This is a genomic window from Niabella hirudinis, assembly GCF_051201075.1.
In the GTDB taxonomy this organism is placed as follows: Bacteria; Bacteroidota; Bacteroidia; order Chitinophagales; family Chitinophagaceae; genus Niabella; species Niabella hirudinis.
This window is the reverse complement of sequence record NZ_JBPEHJ010000017.1, coordinates 1-22102: the sequence shown is the minus strand read 5'-3', so window position 1 is coordinate 22102 and position 22102 is coordinate 1. Positions and strand designations below refer to the sequence as shown.

Genomic DNA, 22102 nt, shown 5'->3' with positions numbered 1-22102 from the left:
TTGATCGGCTAACGACAATGAAAAATAGGTTCCGCAGGTTTACGGCTAACACAAGAACACCGAGCAATACTGATATTATCGATTTATAGCTTTTAAGGAATGTTGCATTTGGTTTTAAAATGCTACAAACCAGTATTTTAAAGTACTATTTGAAATAAATTAACTTAAAAGTGAAATAAAAATGAATAATTCAGTTATAAATGAATACATTTGTTGTGGAGATATGGTATGATGAAGGAATTCTTTGCACGTTTTATACCATTAGTTGGGTTTTAGATGATGATAAGACCGTTCCCGAAACAGACAGGTTTTTTGACAGATATGCTGTGCCCGGGCATCCACTGGAAGAAAGGGCCCTTCAACTATTTCGACTGATCACCGAAAGCATTGGCAACCGATACGGAGCTATTGACGATTTTTTTGACCGGCATGTAAATAAAGCACAGGAATTGCCGCCAAAACCCAAAAGATGGGTGGAAGAAGTAAAAGATTTAGGCATCAACTTTCCGCTCCGGTTATTTTGTTACCGCATAACCGAACAAATCGTAGTTCTTTTTAATGGAGGCATTAAAGAATCAACAACAACACAGCAAAGCAACGATTTAAGGATGAAGTTTTATGAGGCCCAAACCTTTGTTCAAAAAATTGAGGAGGCACTTCAGACGGGGCTGATTGAAATTTCGAAAGACAAACGATATTTGCAAAATTTTGATGGAACAGCCGATATAATATTATAAAACAATGAGAAGTAAAACCGTAGATAGATTGCTGAAAAGCACACCCAAAGATGTTGAAATCTTTGTGGATTGGTATGCCGATCTGGTTGTCCGTATCAATCAACTATTGAAAGAGCAGGGCATCAACAAAAAAGAACTGGCGGAAAAACTGGACAAGAAGCCTTCTGAAATTTCAAAGTGGTTAGGCGGTGAGCACAATTTTACCTTGCGCTCACTGGCAAAGTTGTCGGCTGAACTGGGGGTGCCGTTGCTGGAAGTGCCTAAACAAAAAGCCCGGGCGGAATTTACCGTGGACGGATTTATATGCAGGGTGCATACTTTTGTTAGCTACACCAGGCACAACAAAAAAGCCGACAACAGTGCCTGGCAGTTTGCTGAAGAGACAGAACCATTTAATGAAGTTATCAATGTCGGATAAGCACCCGTTTGACCCTGAAAAAATTATTTTTATTGATTTCAAAATGATCAAAGGGCAGGCCGATACTCCTGAAAACTTTGACATCAGTAAAGTAACGGGCCATCAGTTAGACCATTCATTGCAATTGGGATTTAATCTTGATGACCAATTAGCCAAGGCTGATTTTTTTGTAAACATTAAAACGGACAGTAAAGGAAAAAACAAAAATGAAGCATCAGGCGTTTTTCACCTGGTATTTGTTTATCAAATCGAAAATTTGGCGGCACTTGCCCTACCAGACAAAAATACGCCTCTGAAGATAAATTCGGCCTTGGCAAATGCGCTTTCCTCTGTCACCTACTCCACATCAAGGGGAATTTTACTAACAAGGCTTCAGGGAACGGCACTACAAAATTTTGTGTTGCCCATTATAAACCCCAATAAGTTGCTTCGCAGTAAAAGATAACTTCTTTAAACCAATGCGTGTACCCCTTCTGCAATTACCGAAGAAAACACGCCCGGTTTGTAACCGATCTTTTCTTCATAAGCCGCTGTTACTTTTTCGGCAAAATCATCAAAGGAATCCTGTTTGATCAGGGCAATAGCGCAGCCACCAAAACCGGCACCGGTCATCCGTGCCCCGATACAATCCTTATAGGTTCTGCAAAAATCAACAATGGTATCCAGTTCTATCCCGGACACCTCATACAACTCTTGCAGCGAGTTATGCGATGCATACATCAGGGCTCCAAATGTATCGATATCACCACTGGTCAATGCCTCCTTCGCTTTTTTTACCCGGTCGTTTTCGGCGATCACATGCCGGGCACGTTTTTCCAGGACGGGATCGTTGAGCAGGACTTTATTTTGTTCAAAATCGTCAACGCTGATTTCTACGAGATGCTGCACCGGAAACTTCTCCTGAAACCGTTTTAAGGCTTCCCGGCATTCGCCAAAACGCTCATTGTATTTGGATTCTACCAGTTTGCGGGGCTTATTGCTGTTGACAATGGCCAACACATAGTCGCCTATTTCAAAAGGAAGATATTCATATTCCAGCGTACCGGTATTTAGTAAAACGGCGTGGGCTTCCTTACCCATTGCCACGGCAAACTGATCCATGATGCCGCTATTGAGTCCCATAAAATCGTTCTCTACACTTTTTCCCAGTATTGCAAGGTCTACTTTTGTAAGCCCGCCCTCAAAAAGTTCGTTCAGCGCAAAAGCGGTCAGCACCTCAATGGATGCACTGGACGACAGACCGGATCCGATGGGCAGGTTGCCCGAAAACAAGAGATCAAGTCCGGAAACTTCTTTCCCTTTTTTCTGAAACTCATGGATCACCCCAAGCGGATAGTTGAACCATTCCGGGCCCTGTTTGCTATAACCATCCTGGCTGAAGGCGATAGCTGCAGTTTCCGGAAAATCCAGCGCACGAAAACGGAACTGCCGGTCTTCATTTTTTGCTACCAGCAAGGTAGTGCCCAAAGAAATGGCGCAGGGCATTACCTGGCCGCCATTGTAATCAATATGCTCCCCAATGAGGTTTACGCGGCCCGGGCAAAAGAAAATATGTGCCGCCTGTTTATGGTAAATTTTTTCAAATTCTTTTTGCAAATCTCCGATGGTCATAACAATTATATTATTTTTATCAAAATTAAACGTTCATGATTGAAATAACTGAGCAGCTTGCCACACAGCATCCCAATGGTAAAAATGTGTACATGTTCACCCTCAAAAACAGTTCTGGTACCGAAGCAACAGTTACGAATTACGGCGCCATCATCATGTCGATAAAAGTACGGAAATCGGATGGAAGTTTTAATGATATTGTTTTAGGATTTGATACCCCGGAGGAATACTGGTCCGGGGAGTACCTTAAGAATTATCCCTATTATGGCGCCGCCATCGGGCGGTATGCTAACCGGATCAATGAAGCAGCGATCATTATTGATGATAAAAAATATTCCTTAAACAGCGTAAACCCCGGCTATCAGCTGCACGGGGGCGTTGAGGGATTCGACAAAAAAGTATGGGACCGGGTTTCGGTAACGGATGGCCATATTGTATTGCAATATGTAAGTGCCGATGGTGAGGAAGGATATCCTGGCAATCTTACCGTACGCATCATTTTTTCGCTGAACGAGGATAATGAATTCAGTTATGAGTACCGGGCAACCACCGATCAGCCAACGGCCGTAAATATCACCCACCATAGCTATTTTAACCTGAACAACGGGATGGGCCGCATCGACCAGCAGCATCTGCGCATTCATGCTTCCCATTACCTGGAACAGGACCCCAACTATTGCACCACCGGCAATGTGCTTCCGGTAAAGGGTACAAGGAACGACTTTAGCAGTTATAATGAGACCGGGAATATCGAAAACCCCGGGGAAGGTATCGACATCAGCTATCCGCTGGATAACCCGGGAATACAAAACATTGCGGCCGAAGCCTGGTGCGATGAACAAACCATAAAATTAGAAGTATACACCACGGAACCTCTGGTTCACCTGTATAACAGTTATGGCTCGCCGGATATTAAAGGGAAGAACGGGCAGCAATACACTGCTTTTTCTGCTTTTTGTTTTGAAACGCAGGTACACCCCAACGCGATCAATATCCCCTCTTTTCCCAATACGATCTTACGCCCGGGTGAGGTATACCAGACGAAGACAACATACCGGCTTACGGAGAAGGGATAACGCAAGCCACCAGCTGCCAGCTATAAAAAATCAGCCTTCAGCTTTGAATGCTAATGGCTGAACGCTAAATGCCAAATGCTGAACGCTTGTTCCAGGTTTTCCCGAGAATCGGGACAAGGTTTCAGGCGTGCCTGCCGTGGCGGGTTAGATCCCCGTTTGATGCCTGATGCACATTACTGATAACTGAAGACTGGAAACTGATGGCTAAAGCGTAGCCAGATCAATCACGAACCGGTATTTTACATCGCTTTTCAGCACACGTTCGTAAGCGGTATTTACGTCTTTGATATTAATCAGCTCGATATCGCTTACAATTTGGTGTTCAGCACAATAATCCAGCATTTCCTGGGTTTCCGGGATGCCGCCAATAGATGAAGCCGTAAGTACCCGGTTGCCCCGCATAAGACTGCCCCCGGCTATCTTCAGCGGTTCGGGAGGTAAACCCACACAGATTTGAACCCCGTTTGTCCGGAGCATTTGCAGGTACATATTATAGTCGTGTGGGGCAGAAACCGTATCAATAATAAAATCAAAATAACGGTCGAGGTTTTTTACCTGTTCCGGATCTTTTGTCAGCACAAATTTATGAGCGCCCAGGCGTTTGGCATCCGCTTCCTTGGAAGGAGAAGTGCTCAGCATGGTTACTTCCGCGCCGAAGGAAACAGCAAATTTTACGGCCATGTGCCCCAATCCGCCCAGGCCTAATACGCCAACTTTATGCCCCTTTCCTACCTTCCACTTACGCAATGGCGAATAGGTAGTGATCCCCGCGCAAAGTAACGGAGCTACCCCCTTCAGATCCAGTTTGCCGGAAACATGCAGTACAAAATGCTGGTCACAAACGATCTTGTTGGAGTAGCCTCCATAGGTAACCGATCCGTCTTTATCGCGCGCATTATAGGTCCATACCGTTTGCTTATTGTCGCAAAACTGCTCCTGCCCATGGTTACAGCTATCGCAATGCTGGCAGGAATTGACCATACAGCCGATGCCCGCCAATTGGCCCACTTTAAACCTGGATACATTTGCTCCAACGGCTGAAATACGGCCTACGATCTCATGCCCCGGTACAATCGGGTAAATTGCCGGTCCCCACTCACTGCGTACCTGGTGAATATCAGAATGGCAGATGCCGCAATATAAAATATCGATCAGCACATCATCGGCGCCCACATCTCTGCGCTCAAAATCCCAGGGCTGTAAAGCGTCAGTTTGACTATGGGCGGCATATCCTTTTGCGTTTAGCATTTTTTTTTGTTTTTTAGTGAGAAGTGAGAGGTTTTGTTGTGAGAAGTGAAAGGTTTGTTGCTCCTTTTTAAACCCGGGGCCGTTTGATATTACAGGGGCGTGGTTCCATTATCTCCATTCTCAGTGTATAAAGGTAACAGGAATTTGGATGCTGATAGCGGGGTTGGTGAAAATTTATAGCTCCTGAATCACTGAGGAGTCTTTGTTGAGTTTTATTGGCCGAAATAGGCCATCTCTTCCTTCAGGTCAAGGAACGGATATTGTTCCGCCAGACGCCGGGCTTTTTCGTACTGAGATTTCAGGAACTGCCGGTGCGCCTTTGTTTGTGGATGGAAAGGCTTATGCCTCCGGGCAATCACCAGGGGGCGGATCTCTTTCATAAGCTGCCGGGACGTGGCGTCAATACAATTTTCTGTAAATTTTTCCAATACAAATTCCGTAGCGGGGTAATTGGGGTGCGCCAGATCCACATCATAAAAACGATAATCCCGCAGCACATCAATCACCAACTCATAAGCGGGGAAATAGTACAGTCCGTCAAACTTATCCACCATGTGATGCACCGCCTCAATAAGGCGGGCCTTGCTGCGGTTATTGGCCACCACGCCATCCCGCAAATGCCGCACGGGGCTGATGGTAAATAACAATTTTGCATCTGGATTAAAAATGCGGAGCCGGTGGTACAAATTGTCAAGCAGGGAAACGGTTTCCTCAATCTCCAGCATTTTCTTATCAAACCACTGGCCCGGCGCCCGGTGACAGTTGGCAACTTTTAGTCCCACCAAATCCGCTTGCGGATTATCTGCATTCAGCTTGTAGGAAAAAGAAGACCCCAGCGTGATAATTACCCAGCCGCAGCGTTTTAAGAACTGATGGGCCGTTTCCAGCGCAGTGTTCATCTGTGCCAGAACAAGTTCTTTATCCGTACCGGAAAAACGCGAATGATGATGCCAGGACTGCCATAGTTCATTTAAGTAAAACAGGTCGGCTTCGGTATAAGGCTTATTCTCGATATAACGAACCAGGCTGTGATATACACTTGCCGGGTCAAAAAGAATGCCATGTGGGTTTTGAAGCGTTGCAAACTTATGCTCGGTCAGTGCGTTGCCAATATGCTCAGTAAAACAGGAACCAATCAATAACAACTCATCCCCGTACCGGATTGGCGGTAACAGCGGTTCCATCTGTATGGGAGCCATAAAATCCATTGGGCAAATATCCGGATTTTACACCGTACTATTTAGCAATTCTCTGAGTATCGCTACTCCTTCCGTAGCCGGTTTTTCGATCGTATGCAGCTTCGAGATCCCGCGCACTGCGGGGATAGCCCTGTCAATAATATATTTGGGCACCTGGGCAGCCACATAATCGATTAATCCTGCGGCAGGATATACCAGCATGGAGGTTCCGATCACTACAAATATATCGGCTGCAGCGGCAAGCTTTGATGCAGGAACGATCGTTGGTACTGCTTCTCCAAACCATACAATATCCGGCCGCAGCTGGCCGCCGTCCGGCGCTTTATCGCCCAGCCGGATATCATCCCGGATTTCATAGGAGGGATTTACAGAGCGGTCGCTCCGCATCTTAAAAATTTCCCCGTGGAGGTGCAGCACCCTGGTGGATCCTGCCCGTTCGTGCAGGTCATCAATATTCTGTGTAATGATGTGTACCTCGTAATCTGTTTCCAATGCGGCCAGGCCCCGGTGCGCTGCATTGGGCGCCACTTCCAGCGCCTGCCTGCGCCGGGTATTATAAAAGTCCAGCACCAGGGCCGGGTTGCGGGCCCAGCCTTCCGGCGATGCCACTTCCATAACATCATACCCTTCCCAAAGCCCATCGCTGTCCCGAAACGTTTTAATACCGCTTTCAGCGCTAACGCCGGCGCCTGTAAGTACCACCAGTTTTTTTTTAGCCATGCCGTAAACTTAGCGATTATTTATGGTACGGTTCCATCTGAACTTTTTGATAAGAACACCAGCAACGATGCCCGCCGCCCACAGGGGCCATAAATAAAGGAGGCTTACCAGGAGGTCCATCAGTCCATTGCCTCCGCTTTTAAAAGCAGCCAAAACCCTGCTTCCAATGCCCGGTTTTGTATCATAATTATATCCTTCTTTGGGCTGAAAAAAGCTCAGGTTGATGGTGCTGAACCGCGTTTGCGCAGAAAGGTAAGCCAGCCTCCTTTCTGCTGATTCAATGTTCTCCTGAAGATTGTTGATCTCCGCCTGTACCTTCAGCACATCCTCCACATTCTTCCCCTGTTTTAAAAATTCAATGTATTTATCCCTGGTCTGCTTTTGTGTAAGCAGCCTTGCTTTGGTATCAACGATTTGTCCGCCTGCTTCGTCTGAGGTAATCGTGCGCTCCAACTGTTTTGCATCTGCATCCGGCAGTTCGTTCAGCAGGTCTTCGAAATAAAATACCGGAACTTTTATGGACATCGTTACTTCATTTTTTTCATCGGTATCTGCATTTTCTTCTTTGGAGATATAGGCTCCGTACTTTTTTGTAAGCGTTCTTACTTTACCTGCATAGTTGCCAAAATGGGTTACCTCCATTTTTACAGTTGCATCTTTGATGATCTTCCGGTCAAAATCCGTTTGCGCCGGAACAAGAGTTGCCGGGGCTTCCAGCGAATCCGGTGCACGGCCCACCGGTATCATTTCGGTTTTTGCTGCTTCATTCTTTGTAAGCATTTCTGCACCTGTGGGGGCTGATCTTTCAGTGCTGCGGCTGCAGGCAATAAGCAGCCCCGGCAATATTGCTATTGCAAAAAAAAGGCGTTTCATAAAACTGTTTTTTAGGTAATAAGTGAATTTTGTTTTTTAATCCGAAACGGGCCAAAGGCAATCATAGAGCGGGTTCCCGGGTGCGCCGCTTTAAATTTTTTTTGGTGTTAAAATGTTCTTCGTTTAACGGTTAATACAGCAACCACAGAAAGGTAACCGGTACGTGATTGTTAATAAACACAAAATATTCGCAAGGGGGTACAGACTTTCATCCCGCAAAGCGGGTAAGCAACTGAGGCTTCGGAGCCCCCGATACCCCTTCCCGGCTATACGTCTTACCGGCCCAGCAATCTGGTTTAAGAAAACGTATTGCCTGCGTTTTGAATCATTTAAATGCTCCTGAGCAATACCTGCCAGGCATCGTGCAGTTTGCCGCTTTGGATGAGTGTTTTTGCCTGTAGATGAATGATGCGGGTGCGCCCGGGCCCGGTTATCAGCTGCGGTAGCTCACCAGCGGAGAATTCCGGGTCAACGGCCGGCAGCTCCGTATAATTTGCCAGTTGCCCAAGGTCGTTGCCACTAAGTACGGTGCTGTTACGGATCGGCTCCGGCAGGGTATCAATCCCCATTCCGAGTTGGGTATTGGGCTTTTCCACTTCAAAAAGCTGATCTGTGCCGCAATACCAATTAGCTCCCAAACGAGCCACCAGCTTTAGTTTGCGCTGATCTACCCGGTTGGCATCATTGAGAATGCCCGCATCGAGGTGCAGCCGCAGCACTTCGCAAATGACCAGGTTGCCGGCTCCGCCCTCACTTCCCAAAGCCTTTATTTCCAGTACCCGGCACTCCATTTTTGCCTTGCTTTCTTTCACCAGGGGCGGTTGTATAAGTGTAGCCGGCTCCATGGTGAAACCGGCCTTTACGAATTCGTTGACTCCCTTTGGATACTCACAACTGGCCAGCGAAACCTGCTGCAGCATGTCAGCATCTACTATATTGATGGCAACCTCAGGCACCTCCTGCACATTCTGGAGGGTATGCTTGGTGGTATTATCGCGTACCCGCCTTGAAGGACTGAAAACAACCACGGGCGGGTTGGTAGAAAACAAGTTAAAAAAGCTAAACGGGCTCAGGTTTACATTACCCGCTTTATCGGTCGTACTGGCAAAACAGATAGGTCTTGGTGCAATAATATGCTGCAGGTAATGTTGCTTGTCTAAGGGTGTAAGTGTTGCTAAATCGATCGTCATATAACAGTTCATTTCTTCAATTCCAGTATACTGTAGGCTGTATCTTCTCTTTCTATTGTATTCTCTAACACACCCAGGCCCTCTATCTCCATCCGAACGGTATCGCCCGGTTGCAGCCATTGCTCCCGGTAATCCGGATCTGCCAGTTTACCCGTGCCATTCAGTTCCAGGAAGCAGCCTGTTCCTACGGTGCCGCTACCAATCACATCCCCCGGGTACAGATCAACCCCGTAGGAGGCCCGTTCAATGAGCTCGGCAAAGGTCCAGTCCATTTCCTGCACGTTGCCGCTGCTAACCTGTTTGCCGTTTACAAAACAGCGCATAGCCAGGTTCCAGCTTTTGCCTGTATGACCGGGTTTGGGAGCTGTTTCACAAAAAGCCAACTCATCCGGGGTTACCAGCCAGGGGCCAATGATGGTTGAAAAATCTTTGCCCTTGGCCGGGCCCAGGTTCAGCAGCATTTCTTCCATTTGAAGGGTGCGGGCGCTCAGGTCGTTCATGATCATCAGTCCCCCAATATACGTATCTGCATCCGCGGCCCTGATATTACGTCCGCCCCGGCAGATTACAATGGCTATTTCCAGTTCGAAATCCAGTTTCTGAAAATGATCCGGCATGCATTTTACCGGTCCGGGCCCCTGTATTCCCCCATGGTTGGTGAAGTAAAAAATGGGGTACTGGTCAAACTCGGGGATCATGGGCAGTTTCCGGTTCCGGCGGGCCGCGGCTACATGCTGCCGGAAAGCATAGCCATCGCGGCAGGATGCAGGATGCGGTACAGGAGCCAGCAATCTTAGCCCTGCAGGATCCATGCCCCTGTTATTGCCTTGCCCAGGCTGCTGCGCTGCCCCGATTAAAAGCGGATGATACATGTCCCAGTTTTCAAGTAAGCCGGCCATTGTGGGGGGAAATGGATCCTGCATTTCGTATACCTCATTATTTACAAGCAAACCTACCTGCTCTTTTCCTTCCTTTAAAAACGACACCAATTTCATTTATAATTATTTAGAACAATTTATTTGTAATTTAAATTTCGACAGGAGGTTGTCAAAAGCCGCTATTTCGTCTTGCCGTATTTAGGTATCTAAAGATGATGGTTCGTCAATAGATGCTGAAACAGGAATAGATCCCGGGTCAAGCCCGGGATGACATCTTTAGGGCAACAACATGCTGTAAATCGACTTTTGATACAGCCTCATATCCGCCCCTCACTACTATTTTTTATGAACTCATTTTTAGACAGCTTCTAAGTGATAACGAACCGACATCAAAATTATCTCTATTTTCGGTCAGTGAGGACACTGACCGAGGCCAGCCACGGTTTGTGTCCTCACAAACCACTTTCGATTACACATTTTAGTAAAATTGACTCCGGTTTATTATGATTCTCCATTTTGCCGTTGCATTAAAAAAACCTAACGCAAGTTAGTTAAATGATTTTTAATAACCATACAATCCGCAAACTCATCCCATTAAAAAAGCGACCGGATAAAACCCGGCCGCTTTTAGTATCTAAATAACGTACTGCTTATTTCATGCTTTTATAAAGCGCATCATATTTTTTTTCCAGTGCGCTATACTTCGTTTTGTTGGCTCCTGTAGCACCCTCCCCAATAACAAAGTAATATTGTGCAAGATTACCGGCGATTACTTTGTACTGGCGTTTCTGTACATTATCGAGCTGTTGCAGCTTTCCCAACACGTCTGCAGCTTTTTCAAAACTTTCGGCAGCTACAGCATATTCTGCTATATAGGCTTTTTTGGCATCGGCGTAGGCTTGTTTATCTGCTGCTGTAGCCTTGGCTCCTTTTTTATCCATTTCTTTTTCAGCATTGCGCATGACCTCCTCTTTTTCGCTGGCTTTATTCATAAAATGGTCACCCATCAATAATACTGGCTGTAGTTCCGCTGCATTCAACGACTCGGCTTTTTTTAATGCGGTCAGCATCTTTGTTTCGAGCTCTGCAGCATTTGCCGGTTTGGTTTCGCCTTCTTTTGCCCGGTTTAATCGTTCAAAGATGGCTTCACCCAGGGTCAGGTTGGCCTTATAATCATCCGGGGAGGCTGTTATAATCTTCTCGAGCGCGGCTACTTTTTCATCAAAATTGGTGCTGCCGCCAATTGCAAAGTCGAGCTTGTTATAGTTAAAAAATTCGCTTTGAGGATACAATTCCTTACCCAGCTTACGGTATTTTTCAAAATTAGCATCGTCATTTTTGCCAGCGTAGTACCGCACAAGGCTTTGATATACCTGTTCGAAATTATTGCCGGTGATCTTCAGATCGGCCAGGCGGGTATTGTATTTTACCGCATCTTCCATGTGCTTATTGGTTTCTGCCAATACTCCGGCATAATACACGGCGTTGGTATCGATGGGGCCGGGAAGATATATTTTCTTTGAAATCAGCAGGTCCGACAGATCTACCACATTTTTAAACTTAGCATAAGCTTCTTCATATTTTTTTGCATTGATGTCTGACACACCGCTGTTAAAGTAAGAAGCATACAACTGATATGGAGCGTTCTTATAGGTATCAAGATCCTTCATGGAAGGGTCCATCTCTTTGTACTTATTAAAGGCCTCAAGCCCTGCTTCGCGGTTCTTTTCGGCATCGGCGGCCTTGGCACTGTCCTGCGCATCAAAAGCAAGGATATACGATTTAATAATGTAGCCTTCGGGCTTGGAGAAGAACTTTTCGCTGGCAGACTCTTTATTAAAGAGTTTGTGCGCTTCCGCCATATTGTTTGTTAACAGCGCACCTTTAATAGGATCGTATTTTTGCGCAAATGTTGCTGAACCCATCAGTAGAATGGACGCAAAAAGTGTCGTTTTCTTCATCATATTCGTTTTTAAGTTTTTTGAGTTCAAAATTGTTTCCGGCATCATAAACCGGCAATTTTCGTTCCGGGTTATACTTCATCCCTGCTCAGTATATAACGCGGAACTGTTAATTTTCTGACGGCGGCTCTTCATTATTTTTTTCTTCACCGGGATCGTTTCCTGAAGTTACGTCTTTTTCATCGGTTGACGTTTCTGTTGCCGATTCCGTTGCGTTGACTTCTGCCCCGGATTCTTCAACCATTTCCTGTTCCTCAACCTGGCTGATGGCTGCGATCTGGTCATCTTCTTCCAGGCGGATCAGTTTCACGCCCTGGGTAGCGCGCCCCAGCTCACTGATGTCCCGCACCCGCATGCGGATGGTGATGCCGCTTTTGCAGGTGATCAGCAAATCCTGGGTTTCATCCACATCCAGCAGTCCAACCAGTGCCCCGGTTTTTTCGGTCACGTTAATTGTTTTAACGCCTTTTCCGCCCCGGTTGGTAAAGCGATACTCATCTACCTTTGTCCGTTTTCCATATCCTTTTTCGCTGACCACCAGCACCGATTTGGGATCTTCGGCAGCCAGGCAGATCATCCCGATTACTTCATCTTTTTCATCGTCTACCTCTATGCCTCCTACGCCGATAGCGCCCCGGCCGGTTGCCCGTACTTTTTCTTCCGAGAAACGGATGGCCCGGCCGCTTTTAACGGCCATCATGATTTCGGAGTTGCCATCGGTAAGACGGGCTTCGAGCAGGCGGTCGCCTTCATTGATGGTAATGGCGTTAACCCCCGTCTGGCGCGGACGGCTGAAGTCTCCCAGTGCTGTTTTCTTAATAATTCCCTTTTGTGTGCACAGCACAATATTGTGGGTATTTACAAATTCTTCATTCTTCAGATCCTTTACGTCAATAATGGCGCGGATCTTATCATCCGGCGGCAGCTGCATCAGGTTCTGGATGGCCCTTCCTTTGCCGGTCTTTTCCCCCTCGGGGATCTCATATACATTGAGCCAGTAACACCTTCCTTTTTCTGTAAAGAATAAAAGGGTATGATGGGTAGATGCTACAAATAAATGTTCGATAAAATCCTCTTCCCGGGTTTTGCCGCCAATAACGCCCCGGCCGCCCCGGCGCTGCGCACGAAATTCATCTACCGGCGTGCGCTTAATATATCCGAGGTGCGAGATAGTGATCACTACATCTTCCTCCTTGATGAGATCTTTTATTGATACTTCATCATTCAGGTAAGTGATCTCTGTTTTACGGGCATCGCCGTATTTTTCTTTTATTTCCAGCAGTTCGGATGTAATGATCTCATACCGCATCCCTTCATTGGCGAGCACCGCCTTCAGATGGGTAATCAGTTTCATCAGCTCATCAAACTCTTCTTTGATCTTCTCCCGCTCCATGCCGGTAAGCCGCTGCAAACGCAATTCCAGTATAGCTTTTGCCTGAATCTCATCCAGCCCCCACCCTGCATTGATCAGGTTATCCTTTGCCACTTCCGGCGTGGGCGAGTTACGGATCAGGCGGATCACTTCATCCAGGTGATCGAGCGCAATCAGGTAGCCCTGTAAAATATGCGCGCGTTTTTCAGCCTCCTTCAGCTCGTATTTTGTGCGGCGCACCACCACTTCATGTCTAAAAGCAATAAATTCACTGATGAGGTCCTTCAGGTTCAGGATCTTTGGGCGTCCCTGGGTAATGGCTACATTGTTGATACCATAGGAGGTCTGCAGGTCTGTATTTTTATACAGCTGGTTGATGACCACGTTGGCGATGGCATCCCGCTTGAGATCGATAACGATACGGGTGCCTTCTTTTTTATTGGATTCGTTGTTAACGTGGGCAATGCCATCAATGATCTTATTGTTGACCAGTTCACCAATCCGGCTGGTAAGCGCATCGCGGTTTACCTGGTAGGGCACTTCAGAGATAACGATCTGCTCCCTTCCGCTGGGTTTGGTGTCTACACGAACCTTTCCCCGCAGCACCACGCGGCCACGGCCGGTATGCATACCCGCCCGGATGCCCTCCATACCATAAATGATGCCCCCGGTAGGAAAGTCGGGCGCTTTTACGTGCTGCATCAGCTCGTCAATGGTGATCTCTTTATTTTCTATATATGCAATACAGCCGTCAATTACTTCGGAGAGGTTGTGTGGCATTACATTGGTGGCCATCCCAACGGCGATACCGCTGGATCCGTTTACCAGGAGTTGCGGAATCCGGGTAGGCAGCACCACGGGCTCCTCCCGGGAGTCATCGTAGTTGGGCTGAAAGTCTACCGTTTCTTTTTCGATATCGTCCAGCATGTGCTCGGCAATGCTTTGCAGCTTTACCTCTGTGTAACGCATGGCCGCCGGTCCGTCGCCGTCCTGTGTACCAAAGTTACCCTGGCCATTCACCATAATGTAGCGCATGCTCCAGTCCTGCGCCATACGCACCATGGCATCATACACGGAACTATCGCCATGCGGGTGGTATTTACCCAGTACCTCCCCTACTACAAGCGCCGATTTCCGGTGCGGCCGGTTGGACCTCAGGTTCAGCTCATTCATGGCATAGAGAATACGGCGGTGCACGGGCTTTAATCCATCTCTTACATCGGGCAGAGCCCGGCCAACGATCACCGACATCGAGTAATCGATGTAGGCCGTTTTCATTTGTTCTTCAATATTTACGGGGATGATGCGATTGCCGTCCTGCGTTGCTTGCGGATCTAAATTTTCTTCCATCTAATTTATTCTAAATCATTCTGAATATTGCAAAATGCACTATGCGCAAATTTAACTTTTCCAGAGCGTATTTCCGCTTCCGGAGGGCTGTTTTTTGGTGGAAATGAGATAATTTGAAGATTTGAAGATTTGGAAATGTGGGAATGGTCAATGATCGGTCAATACCGGTTCGTCAGAGCCGCAGAGGTTCAGATCTTTAACAGTTAAAATTGGAATGTTTAAATAGCAAGTACAACTTTTGACCTGACGAAAATGCGATGGCTATCGGGAACGGATATGTATTCAGAGGGGGCTTTTCCGGCTACCGGCGTTGAGCATTGAGCCCCGAAACTTCGCATGTGCGTCAGGTTAAGAACAGATCATGTTGCCATGAAATGTAGTACGGGTAAGCCTTTCGCGCCAAAAAGATCGCATCTTTTAATGGCAAACAGGCGCAGCGCGCCGTTGACCCTTATAACGATGAACCTCCAAAACCTCCCGTAGCCGCAGCGCGGCGGTAATTTCCTGTGCACGGCTTGTACAAACCGCAATGATTACCGGTGCGCGGCACCTTTATTACCCGTATTGTCGTTTACTAACAGGATCAGCGCTGCGCTGCAGCTCCCGGGGCAAAAATTAACTTGACGCGCATGCGAAACTTCGGGGAACCTCAAACAAAAAAGCCACTCCTTACAGAGCAGCTTTTGTTAATCTCTTCAGATCCCGATTTATTTCAGACCAAATGCTTTTTTTACTTTTGATACATAGTCCAGCTTTTCCCAGGTAAACAGTTCCACTTTTTTGGTCACTTTTTTACCATCGGGCGCTACAAATACTTTTTCTGCGATGCGGTTTTCGCGTCCCATGTGTCCATAAGCGGCGGTTTCGCTGTAAATCGGGTTCCGGAGCTTCAGACGCTGCTCAATAAAGTAAGGACGCATATCAAAAATGATTTCCACCACCTTGCTGATCTGGCCATCGGTAAGGTCTACTTTTGCCGTGCCATAGGTATTTACATTAATGCTGGTAGGCTGTGCCACGCCAATGGCATAGGAAACCTGCACCAGCACTTCATCACAAAGTCCTGCAGCTACCAGGTTTTTGGCAATATGCCGGGTAGCGTAGGCAGCGGAGCGGTCTACCTTACTGGGATCCTTACCACTGAACGCACCGCCGCCATGGGCGCCTTTGCCTCCATAAGTGTCTACAATGATCTTTCTTCCGGTTAAACCGGTATCACCATGTGGCCCGCCGATCACGAAATTTCCGGTGGGATTAATGTGGTATTTGATCTTATTATTGAACAGGTGTTTGTATTGCGGATATTTTTTTATAACACGGGGGATCAGGATTTCCTTTACATCTTTGCTGATCTGCGCCTGCATTTTTGCTTCGGTATCAAAATCATCGTGTTGGGTAGAGATCACGATGGCCTCAATCCGCACCGGTTTGTTATTATCATCATACTCCAGTGTTACCTGGCTTTTTGAATCCGGGCGCAGGTATTGAATCTTTTTATTTTCACGGCGAATGGCAGCCAGTTCAATCAATAAGGTATGCGCCAGGTCCAGGGCCAGCGGCATATAATTGGCCGTTTCATTCGTTGCATAGCCAAACATCATTCCCTGATCGCCGGCACCCTGCTCCTCTTTTTTTGTACGCACCACGCCCTGGTTGATATCGGCCGATTGTTCATGAATGGCCGACAACACGCCACAGGAGCGGGCTTCAAACATGTATTCACTTTTGGTATACCCGATTTTGCTTACCACTCCCCGGGCAATTTCCTGCACATCGAGGTAGGCCTTTGATTTTACTTCCCCCGCTAAAATAACCTGCCCTGTAGTTACCAGTGTTTCACAGGCAACCTTCGATTGCGGATCAAATGCTAAAAAATTATCGATGAGTGCATCAGAGATCTGATCAGCAACTTTATCCGGATGTCCTTCAGAAACACTTTCAGAGGTAAATAAATACGGCATAAACGATTGGGTTATTAAGAAATGATTAAAATTTACGGGTGCAAATATAGCACCCGTTCGTATTTAAATAAAAAATATCAATGATTAGGGATTAAAGCTTTGAATAAACGATGCGCAGCTTCATCTTCTGGCTGGGGTGGTCGCCGCCGCCAAGCCGTACCCGGCCCACCGCCGGCTTACCAAGAAGATCACCGGATTGCGGAACCGTAAACTTGCTGTCGCCCGTAACCGGGTTACGGTCGCCCAGGGGTAAACCAACAGCCGCCGGGGCATACAACCGGAAATTAAACAGCGGAACTTTTTCTAAAGCAATTTTTTGTGCATAACCGGTGATATTGAAGCGCCATTGCCGCACGAGGTGCCCTTGCGGATCCCTTTTGAAATAATAGTTATGGCCTCCGTTACCCGTACTGTTAACGCTGTAGAATGCCGGGAAGTTGGTGATGGAGTATCCGCCGGAATAGGTAAGCCCGAAAACATAGGGTACCAGTTTGTACTTTTGATCGGTGGTATCCAGCACATCCAGGAACATATTTTCCGGGCTGGTGAAAGTGGTGTCCGAATTATCAAAAACAGATTCCATCTGCAATTCCGCCAGGTGAATTACGGAGTTGGGGAATGTTGCCAGTCCGGGTATTTTGAGGGTGGCATAGGTACCCGGGGTATTGTCGATATACACCAGGCGATCCGCCACGGCATCTCCGCTGGTAGCTTCTATTTGTGTACCGCTGAAGTCGCGCGCAATATAGTTGGCAGAGCCATTCTCATTGCCGGTAAGCGTTACGCTGGAAGCCTTTTCAAAATTAAAAAAGCTGGTAGCCGTATCCATATCACCGGCCGTGGTTTTATTTTCATACCGGTAATACACCTGAAGCTGTGCATCTTTCAGGCTAAGACCCAGCAGCGTATTGCCTGCCCCTGCAGCTTCGAGCGCCAGTCCTTTAAATTTGGAACGGAACACCGAGTCGGTAGAGTAGCCATCGTTGGCCCCGGTAGAATCATAAGCCAGCAGGCGCCGGCCAAATACATCGTCTAACCGTACCCTGAGCTGATTGGCTACTTTTGTTGTATCGGGCGTCCCATTTGTAAAATCGATCACCGTTACCGAGTCCTTCAGCGTATAGGGAATTACATCTTTTGAGCCCAGGAGGCCGGCGGTTGTCAGCTGTTTGGATAACAGATAGGCTGTATCTCCTCTAAAGTCGTCCGTCCCCCCAATTTCAGAAACATGGATGGTTTGCATCGCTGCCGTATCGCCATAGATAAACGTATTGTTCATTACCAGCACCACCGAATCGAGCTGCAATTTTGACGGCTCATTTTTAAACGGGGTTTTGGTTTGCGGGCTCACCTGGAAATAGACGCGGGCATCCGTTTTTCCAAAAATGGGGTCATTATCGATCTTGCCCAGTACCTGGGGAAATGCAAAAGATGAATGCGTGCTGTCATTGGCTGCTGTAAAGATGCCGTTAAAAGCCTCTACTTCCAGCGTTGTGTCAAAGGTGTGAATATTATCAACCTCAGGTATCAGCCCCTGTCCCAGCTCGGTGGCCAGGTTAATTTTGCTGCAGGAAACAATAAATCCGGTTGCCAAAAAAAACAGACCGAGTGCAAAAAAATGCCTTTTTCTCACAAAAAAAATTGAATTTAATAAGCGTAATAGATTCATCAGCTTGCAAGATCGTGATACAGTTGTAAATACTCTGTTAAATCAGAATCTTCTTTAAACAACAGGGTCTTTTTACCCCGCACTTTCGAAAACTCGGTAACCAGTTTTTTATCCACATCAGCGGAGCCAAAACTGATCGCATCTGAAAAGGCTGCGCCGCCCCGCATCAGGGCAATATTGGTACCATCCTTATACAGCTCCAGGTCTTTTTCCTTCAGGGATGGGTGAATCAGCGCTTTTTGTATAAATCCCTTGCCCAGTTTTTCCTTAAATGTGGTTTCCCCGATGGTGTATACGATTTTGCTATGCGCAAATACCGGTTCTTTTTTGTATACGGTTTTGAGGTAAGCGGGGATCAGTCCGGTCATCCAGCCGCTGCATTGAATGATATCCGGCGACCAGCCAAACTTTTTAACCGTTTCGAGGGCTCCCTTGCAATAAAAAACCGTTCTCAGGTCATTGTCATCAAACCATTGGTCGTTTTCATCATGAAAAAGCGTTTTCCGTTTAAACAGTTCTTCATTCTCTAAAAAATAAACCTGCAAACGGGCGCTTGGCAAAGAAGCTACCTTTATTTGTAAAGGCATGTCGTCATTGTCTACCGTAACATTGATTCCTGAAAGCCGCACCACTTCATGCAGCCGGTGGCGACGTTCATTAATGCTGCCAAAACGCGGCATAATGCAGCGCACTTCAAAACCATTATCATTGGCTTTTATGGCAAGTTTGTTTACGGTTTCGGAAAATTCTGTCAATTCAAGGTAAGGCGACATTTCATTGGCTATAAATAAAATTCTTTTCTTTACTGACATGTTTTACAAACTTTAAAGGCTGCAAAGGTACGCTATTATAGCCAAAATTGGCGCGAATATTCTATTTTGCAGTATGCGTTTGTATAAAAACAAGAGTGATATTCAGGGTTTTATTACTCATTTAAAGGATAAAAAACGGGTAATTGGCTTTGTACCCACCATGGGAGCCCTGCATGCAGGACATATCAGCCTGATACAGGCGGCCCGGCAACAGTCTGATTTTACTGTTTGCAGCATCTTCGTAAATCCCACCCAGTTTAATGACCCGGGAGACCTGCAGAAATATCCCCGGACCATTGAAAAAGACCTTTATCTGCTGGAACTTCATGGCTGTGATGCCGTTTTTTACCCCGGGGTAGAAGAAATTTATCCCCCCAATGCCGGACCTGCACCGCATTACAACCTGGGGCGGCTGGAATCGATCCTGGAAGGGGCATACCGCCCGGGGCATTTCCAGGGAGTAGCGGATGTGGTGAGCCGGCTTTTTTACACCATCCGCCCGGATAAGGTCTTTTTTGGTCAGAAGGACCTGCAGCAATGCCGGGTGATTGAGCGGCTTATGGCCGATAATCCCGACTTTGAGCGCATCCGGATGCAGATGGTGCCCACCCTGCGGGAGCCCGGCGGTCTGGCCATGAGCAGCCGCAATACCCGCTTAAGTGCAGAGGAACTCCGGAAGGCGCCGGCCATTTACCAAACGCTGTTATACCTGAAGGAGCACCTTGCCCCCGGGGATCTTGCTCCCTTGCAGGAAGCGGCAAAAATACGCCTGATCCGGGAGGGCTTTCGCCCCGACTATGTATCCATTGTTGACACTTCAACGTTAGAAGCCTGTCCTTCCTGGAACGGGCAAACACCGCTAACCGGCCTTATTGCGGCTTACCTGGGCGAAGTGCGGCTTATTGACAATATGGAGCTGGTTTAGTTTGAGGTTTGAGGTTCCAGGTTCCAGGTTTAAAGTTTCAAGTTGGATCCGTTTTATACTCAATGTGTTTCACTTCTGATTTCTCATTTCTGATAGCCGTTGGTACTCCATCAGGATATGTATCATCGAACAGGACCGGCATCTTTATTTTCACATTTCCACATCTTCAAATTTTCAAATTCTCAAATTCTCAATGTTTTCAAATAATTTTGCGACCTAAACATAAGAGCACATGGCTAAAGTTGTATTAAAAAGAGTGAGCGGCGACTATGGTTTTGACACCATTAATGAGAACGGAACCATTATCAGGATGGATAGTAACCCGGATATGGGTGGTACAGAATATGGCGCCCGTCCGATGCAGGTATTGTTAAACGCACTGGCCGGCTGTGCCAGCATTGATGTGATCAGCATTCTCAAAAAGCAGCGCCAGGAAATAAAAGACTATGCGGTAACCGTAACCGGCGAGCGGGAAGCGGGCGTAGAACCTTCCCTGTGGAAAGAGATCGACCTCGTATTTGAGATCACGGGCAATGTAGATGAGGGCAAGGCCCAGCGGGCAGTAGACATCTCGATGAACAAATATTGCTCCGTTGCCATTACGCTTACAAAAGCCGGGGCACTCATCCGCACCAAAGTGATCATTCACCCCACGGTTTAAGATCGCTCATCCCCCATTCACTACTCCCTATTTACTATTCACATTATCATTCCCTATCCCCTTCAATGAACAATAGAAAATTACATCCCGCTACCCTGGCCGTTCGTGCGCAAATGGAGCGCAGCGCACAAATGGAACATTCTGCCCCCCTTTATCTTACCAGCAGCTTTGCATTTGAATCGGCAGAGAACATGCGTGCTGCTTTTGCAGATGAGGTTGAAGCCAATATTTACAGCCGTTACAGCAATCCCAATGTAGATGAGTTTGCCCATAAAATGGCGTTACTTGAAAAAGCGGAGGCCGGCTTTGCAGTGGCCAGTGGCATGGCCGCCGTATCCATGTCGTTCTTTGCACTGCTGAAAGCGGGAGATCACCTGCTTTGCTGCCGCTCTATGTTTGGCGGCACCAATACCGTGGTTACAAAATTCCTGCCCCGCTTTGGGATTGAGTACACCCTTGTTCCGGCCGATGATATTTCGGCCTGGGAAGCGGCGATACGTCCCAATACAAAGATGATCTACCTGGAATCCCCTACCAATCCCCAACTGGAGCTGATTGACCTGGAAGCCGTTGGCCAACTGGCCCGTAAACATGGAATCATCTACAATGTAGACAACTGTTTTGCCACTCCTGTACTTCAAACTCCTGTTGATTTTGGCGCCGACCTGGTGATCCATTCTGCCACCAAATGGCTGGATGGGCAGGGACGTGTTTTGGGAGGCGTTGTTGTGGGTAAAAAAGAGCTGATCCATGATATCTATCTTTTTTGCCGCAATACCGGCCCCGCCCTGTCGCCCTTTAATTCATGGGTGCTGTCTAAAAGCCTGGAGACACTGGATGTAAGAATCCAGCGGCATTCCGAAAATGCGCTGGCAGTGGCCAAATATTTCGAAAATCACCCCAAATTAAAATGGGTAAAATACCCCTTCCTTCCCTCACATCCCCAATATGAAATTGCGATAAAACAAATGAAGGCCGGCGGCGGCATTGTTTGTTTTGAGCTGAGCGGCGGTCTGGAAAGCGGGCGGAAATTTATGGATGCCCTGGAAATTTTATCGCTTACCCCCAACCTGGGTGATTCACGAAGCATTGCATCACACCCGGCAAGTACCACCCATTCAAAAGTTCCGCCGCAGGATCAGCTTGCCGTGGGTATTACACCCGGTTTGATCCGTATTTCTGTGGGACTGGAACATGTAGATGATATTATTTACGATATTGAACAGGCGTTGGAGCGGGCATAGCCCTTCTTTGTTTCAGGTTTCAAGTTTCAGGTGTCCGGTAAAATTATTAAATGTGGAAATCAGGGTGTCAGAATTCAATAAATAGGGGTTTTGTCTGCTGTAAAATAATTTACAAGCCCCTATGTTGGAGCAAACAGGTTGCATTGAGATGTTTTCCCGTGATTTTTAATCTTGTTGAGTAGTGCCTTTTCGGGCGA

General features: G+C 47.1%; 19 protein-coding genes. 7 read left to right on the top strand and 12 right to left on the bottom strand.

All coding sequences use genetic code 11. From position 1 onward, the window contains the following. The first annotated feature begins 200 nt into the window (after positions 1-200). From GGU45_RS20430 to GGU45_RS20420, 3 genes are read left to right on the top strand one after another with little or no spacing between them, the layout of a single operon-like run. The gene (locus tag GGU45_RS20430) at positions 201-737 is read left to right on the top strand and encodes a hypothetical protein (protein WP_435227947.1); all 537 of its coding nucleotides are present in this window, start codon (positions 201-203) and stop codon (positions 735-737) included. 4 nt (positions 738-741) lie between these two features. Then, complete coding sequence (locus GGU45_RS20425; protein ID WP_435227945.1) at positions 742-1155, top strand: helix-turn-helix domain-containing protein; 414 nt, start codon at positions 742-744, stop codon at positions 1153-1155. After that, positions 1145-1600, top strand: coding sequence for a hypothetical protein (locus tag GGU45_RS20420; RefSeq protein WP_435227944.1), 456 nt, complete (start codon positions 1145-1147; stop codon positions 1598-1600). The genes GGU45_RS20425 and GGU45_RS20420 overlap by 11 nt, the downstream gene beginning before the upstream one ends. A 5-nt stretch (positions 1601-1605) precedes the next feature. On the opposite strand, the gene GGU45_RS20415 is transcribed toward GGU45_RS20420, so the two are convergent. Further along, positions 1606-2766, bottom strand: coding sequence for a galactokinase (locus tag GGU45_RS20415; RefSeq protein WP_435227942.1), 1161 nt, complete (start codon positions 2764-2766; stop codon positions 1606-1608). Between the two features lie 35 nt (positions 2767-2801). On the opposite strand from GGU45_RS20415, the gene GGU45_RS20410 reads away from it, so the two are divergent. After that, positions 2802-3842, top strand: a complete 1041-nt coding sequence (locus GGU45_RS20410; protein WP_435227940.1) for an aldose epimerase family protein — start codon at positions 2802-2804, stop codon at positions 3840-3842. Between the two features lie 204 nt (positions 3843-4046). On the opposite strand, the gene GGU45_RS20405 is transcribed toward GGU45_RS20410, so the two are convergent. The 11 genes from GGU45_RS20405 to GGU45_RS20355 all read right to left on the bottom strand — a co-directional run bounded on the left by GGU45_RS20405 (position 4047) and on the right by GGU45_RS20355 (position 19075). Further along, positions 4047-5090, bottom strand: coding sequence for an NAD(P)-dependent alcohol dehydrogenase (locus tag GGU45_RS20405; protein ID WP_435227938.1), 1044 nt, complete (start codon positions 5088-5090; stop codon positions 4047-4049). 212 nt (positions 5091-5302) lie between these two features. Further along, entirely contained in the window at positions 5303-6298 is a 996-nt protein-coding gene (locus GGU45_RS20400; RefSeq protein ID WP_435227936.1) for a GSCFA domain-containing protein, read from the bottom strand. 18 nt (positions 6299-6316) lie between these two features. After that, the gene (locus GGU45_RS20395; protein WP_435227935.1) at positions 6317-7009 is read right to left on the bottom strand and encodes an SIR2 family NAD-dependent protein deacylase; all 693 of its coding nucleotides are present in this window, start codon (positions 7007-7009) and stop codon (positions 6317-6319) included. 9 nt (positions 7010-7018) lie between these two features. Beyond that, the gene (locus GGU45_RS20390) at positions 7019-7882 is read right to left on the bottom strand and encodes a DUF4349 domain-containing protein (RefSeq protein ID WP_435227933.1); all 864 of its coding nucleotides are present in this window, start codon (positions 7880-7882) and stop codon (positions 7019-7021) included. Positions 7883-8211: 329 nt separating this feature from the next. After that, positions 8212-9072, bottom strand: coding sequence for a flavin reductase family protein (locus tag GGU45_RS20385; protein WP_435227931.1), 861 nt, complete (start codon positions 9070-9072; stop codon positions 8212-8214). An 8-nt stretch (positions 9073-9080) separates the two neighbouring features. Next, the gene (locus GGU45_RS20380) at positions 9081-10067 is read right to left on the bottom strand and encodes a fumarylacetoacetate hydrolase family protein (RefSeq protein WP_435227929.1); all 987 of its coding nucleotides are present in this window, start codon (positions 10065-10067) and stop codon (positions 9081-9083) included. Positions 10068-10600: 533 nt separating this feature from the next. Then, positions 10601-11914: a hypothetical protein gene (locus GGU45_RS20375; protein WP_435227928.1), complete on the bottom strand. Its 1314-nt coding sequence runs from the start codon at positions 11912-11914 to the stop codon at positions 10601-10603. Positions 11915-12020: 106 nt separating this feature from the next. Beyond that, positions 12021-14633, bottom strand: a complete 2613-nt coding sequence (gene gyrA, locus GGU45_RS20370; protein ID WP_435227926.1) for a DNA gyrase subunit A — start codon at positions 14631-14633, stop codon at positions 12021-12023. A 707-nt stretch (positions 14634-15340) separates the two neighbouring features. Beyond that, complete coding sequence (metK, locus tag GGU45_RS20365; protein WP_435227924.1) at positions 15341-16594, bottom strand: methionine adenosyltransferase; 1254 nt, start codon at positions 16592-16594, stop codon at positions 15341-15343. Positions 16595-16685: 91 nt separating this feature from the next. Continuing rightward, positions 16686-18227 carry a DUF4270 family protein gene (locus tag GGU45_RS20360; RefSeq protein WP_435227922.1) on the bottom strand — a complete coding sequence of 514 codons (1542 nt, stop codon included), beginning with the start codon at positions 18225-18227 and terminating at the stop codon, positions 16686-16688. A gap of 35 nt (positions 18228-18262) precedes the next feature. Next, the gene (locus tag GGU45_RS20355) at positions 18263-19075 is read right to left on the bottom strand and encodes a glycogen/starch synthase (RefSeq protein WP_435227920.1); all 813 of its coding nucleotides are present in this window, start codon (positions 19073-19075) and stop codon (positions 18263-18265) included. Between the two features lie 73 nt (positions 19076-19148). Here GGU45_RS20355 and panC point away from each other — a divergent pair, with 73 nt between their 5' ends. The 3 genes from panC to GGU45_RS20340 all read left to right on the top strand — a co-directional run bounded on the left by panC (position 19149) and on the right by GGU45_RS20340 (position 21905). Then, positions 19149-20000 (top strand): pantoate--beta-alanine ligase, encoded by an 852-nt coding sequence (gene panC / locus GGU45_RS20350; RefSeq protein WP_435227919.1) that lies wholly within the window; start codon positions 19149-19151, stop codon positions 19998-20000. Between the two features lie 232 nt (positions 20001-20232). Continuing rightward, entirely contained in the window at positions 20233-20661 is a 429-nt protein-coding gene (locus GGU45_RS20345) for an OsmC family protein (protein WP_435227917.1), read from the top strand. Between the two features lie 65 nt (positions 20662-20726). Then, positions 20727-21905, top strand: a complete 1179-nt coding sequence (locus GGU45_RS20340) for a trans-sulfuration enzyme family protein (RefSeq protein ID WP_435227915.1) — start codon at positions 20727-20729, stop codon at positions 21903-21905. Positions 21906-22102 lie beyond the last annotated feature (197 nt).

Excerpts from the sequence above, each read along its gene's own strand:
- GGU45_RS20375 (WP_435227928.1), bottom strand. The coding sequence starts at position 11,914 with ATGATGAAGAAAACGACACTTTTTGCGTCCATTCTACTGATGGGTTCA.
- GGU45_RS20385 (WP_435227931.1), bottom strand. The coding sequence starts at position 9,072 with ATGACGATCGATTTAGCAACACTTACACCCTTAGACAAGCAACATTAC.
- GGU45_RS20400 (WP_435227936.1), bottom strand. The coding sequence starts at position 6,298 with ATGGATTTTATGGCTCCCATACAGATGGAACCGCTGTTACCGCCAATC.
- GGU45_RS20355 (WP_435227920.1), bottom strand. The coding sequence starts at position 19,075 with ATGTCAGTAAAGAAAAGAATTTTATTTATAGCCAATGAAATGTCGCCT.
- GGU45_RS20410 (WP_435227940.1), top strand. The coding sequence starts at position 2,802 with ATGATTGAAATAACTGAGCAGCTTGCCACACAGCATCCCAATGGTAAA.
- GGU45_RS20415 (WP_435227942.1), bottom strand. The coding sequence starts at position 2,766 with ATGACCATCGGAGATTTGCAAAAAGAATTTGAAAAAATTTACCATAAA.
- panC (WP_435227919.1), top strand. The coding sequence starts at position 19,149 with ATGCGTTTGTATAAAAACAAGAGTGATATTCAGGGTTTTATTACTCAT.
- GGU45_RS20390 (WP_435227933.1), bottom strand. The coding sequence starts at position 7,882 with ATGAAACGCCTTTTTTTTGCAATAGCAATATTGCCGGGGCTGCTTATT.
- metK (WP_435227924.1), bottom strand. The coding sequence starts at position 16,594 with ATGCCGTATTTATTTACCTCTGAAAGTGTTTCTGAAGGACATCCGGAT.
- GGU45_RS20420 (WP_435227944.1), top strand. The coding sequence starts at position 1,145 with ATGTCGGATAAGCACCCGTTTGACCCTGAAAAAATTATTTTTATTGAT.
- GGU45_RS20340 (WP_435227915.1), top strand. The coding sequence starts at position 20,727 with ATGAACAATAGAAAATTACATCCCGCTACCCTGGCCGTTCGTGCGCAA.
- GGU45_RS20345 (WP_435227917.1), top strand. The coding sequence starts at position 20,233 with ATGGCTAAAGTTGTATTAAAAAGAGTGAGCGGCGACTATGGTTTTGAC.
- GGU45_RS20380 (WP_435227929.1), bottom strand. The coding sequence starts at position 10,067 with ATGAAATTGGTGTCGTTTTTAAAGGAAGGAAAAGAGCAGGTAGGTTTG.
- GGU45_RS20405 (WP_435227938.1), bottom strand. The coding sequence starts at position 5,090 with ATGCTAAACGCAAAAGGATATGCCGCCCATAGTCAAACTGACGCTTTA.
- gyrA (WP_435227926.1), bottom strand. The coding sequence starts at position 14,633 with ATGGAAGAAAATTTAGATCCGCAAGCAACGCAGGACGGCAATCGCATC.
- GGU45_RS20425 (WP_435227945.1), top strand. The coding sequence starts at position 742 with ATGAGAAGTAAAACCGTAGATAGATTGCTGAAAAGCACACCCAAAGAT.
- GGU45_RS20395 (WP_435227935.1), bottom strand. The coding sequence starts at position 7,009 with ATGGCTAAAAAAAAACTGGTGGTACTTACAGGCGCCGGCGTTAGCGCT.
- GGU45_RS20430 (WP_435227947.1), top strand. The coding sequence starts at position 201 with ATGAATACATTTGTTGTGGAGATATGGTATGATGAAGGAATTCTTTGC.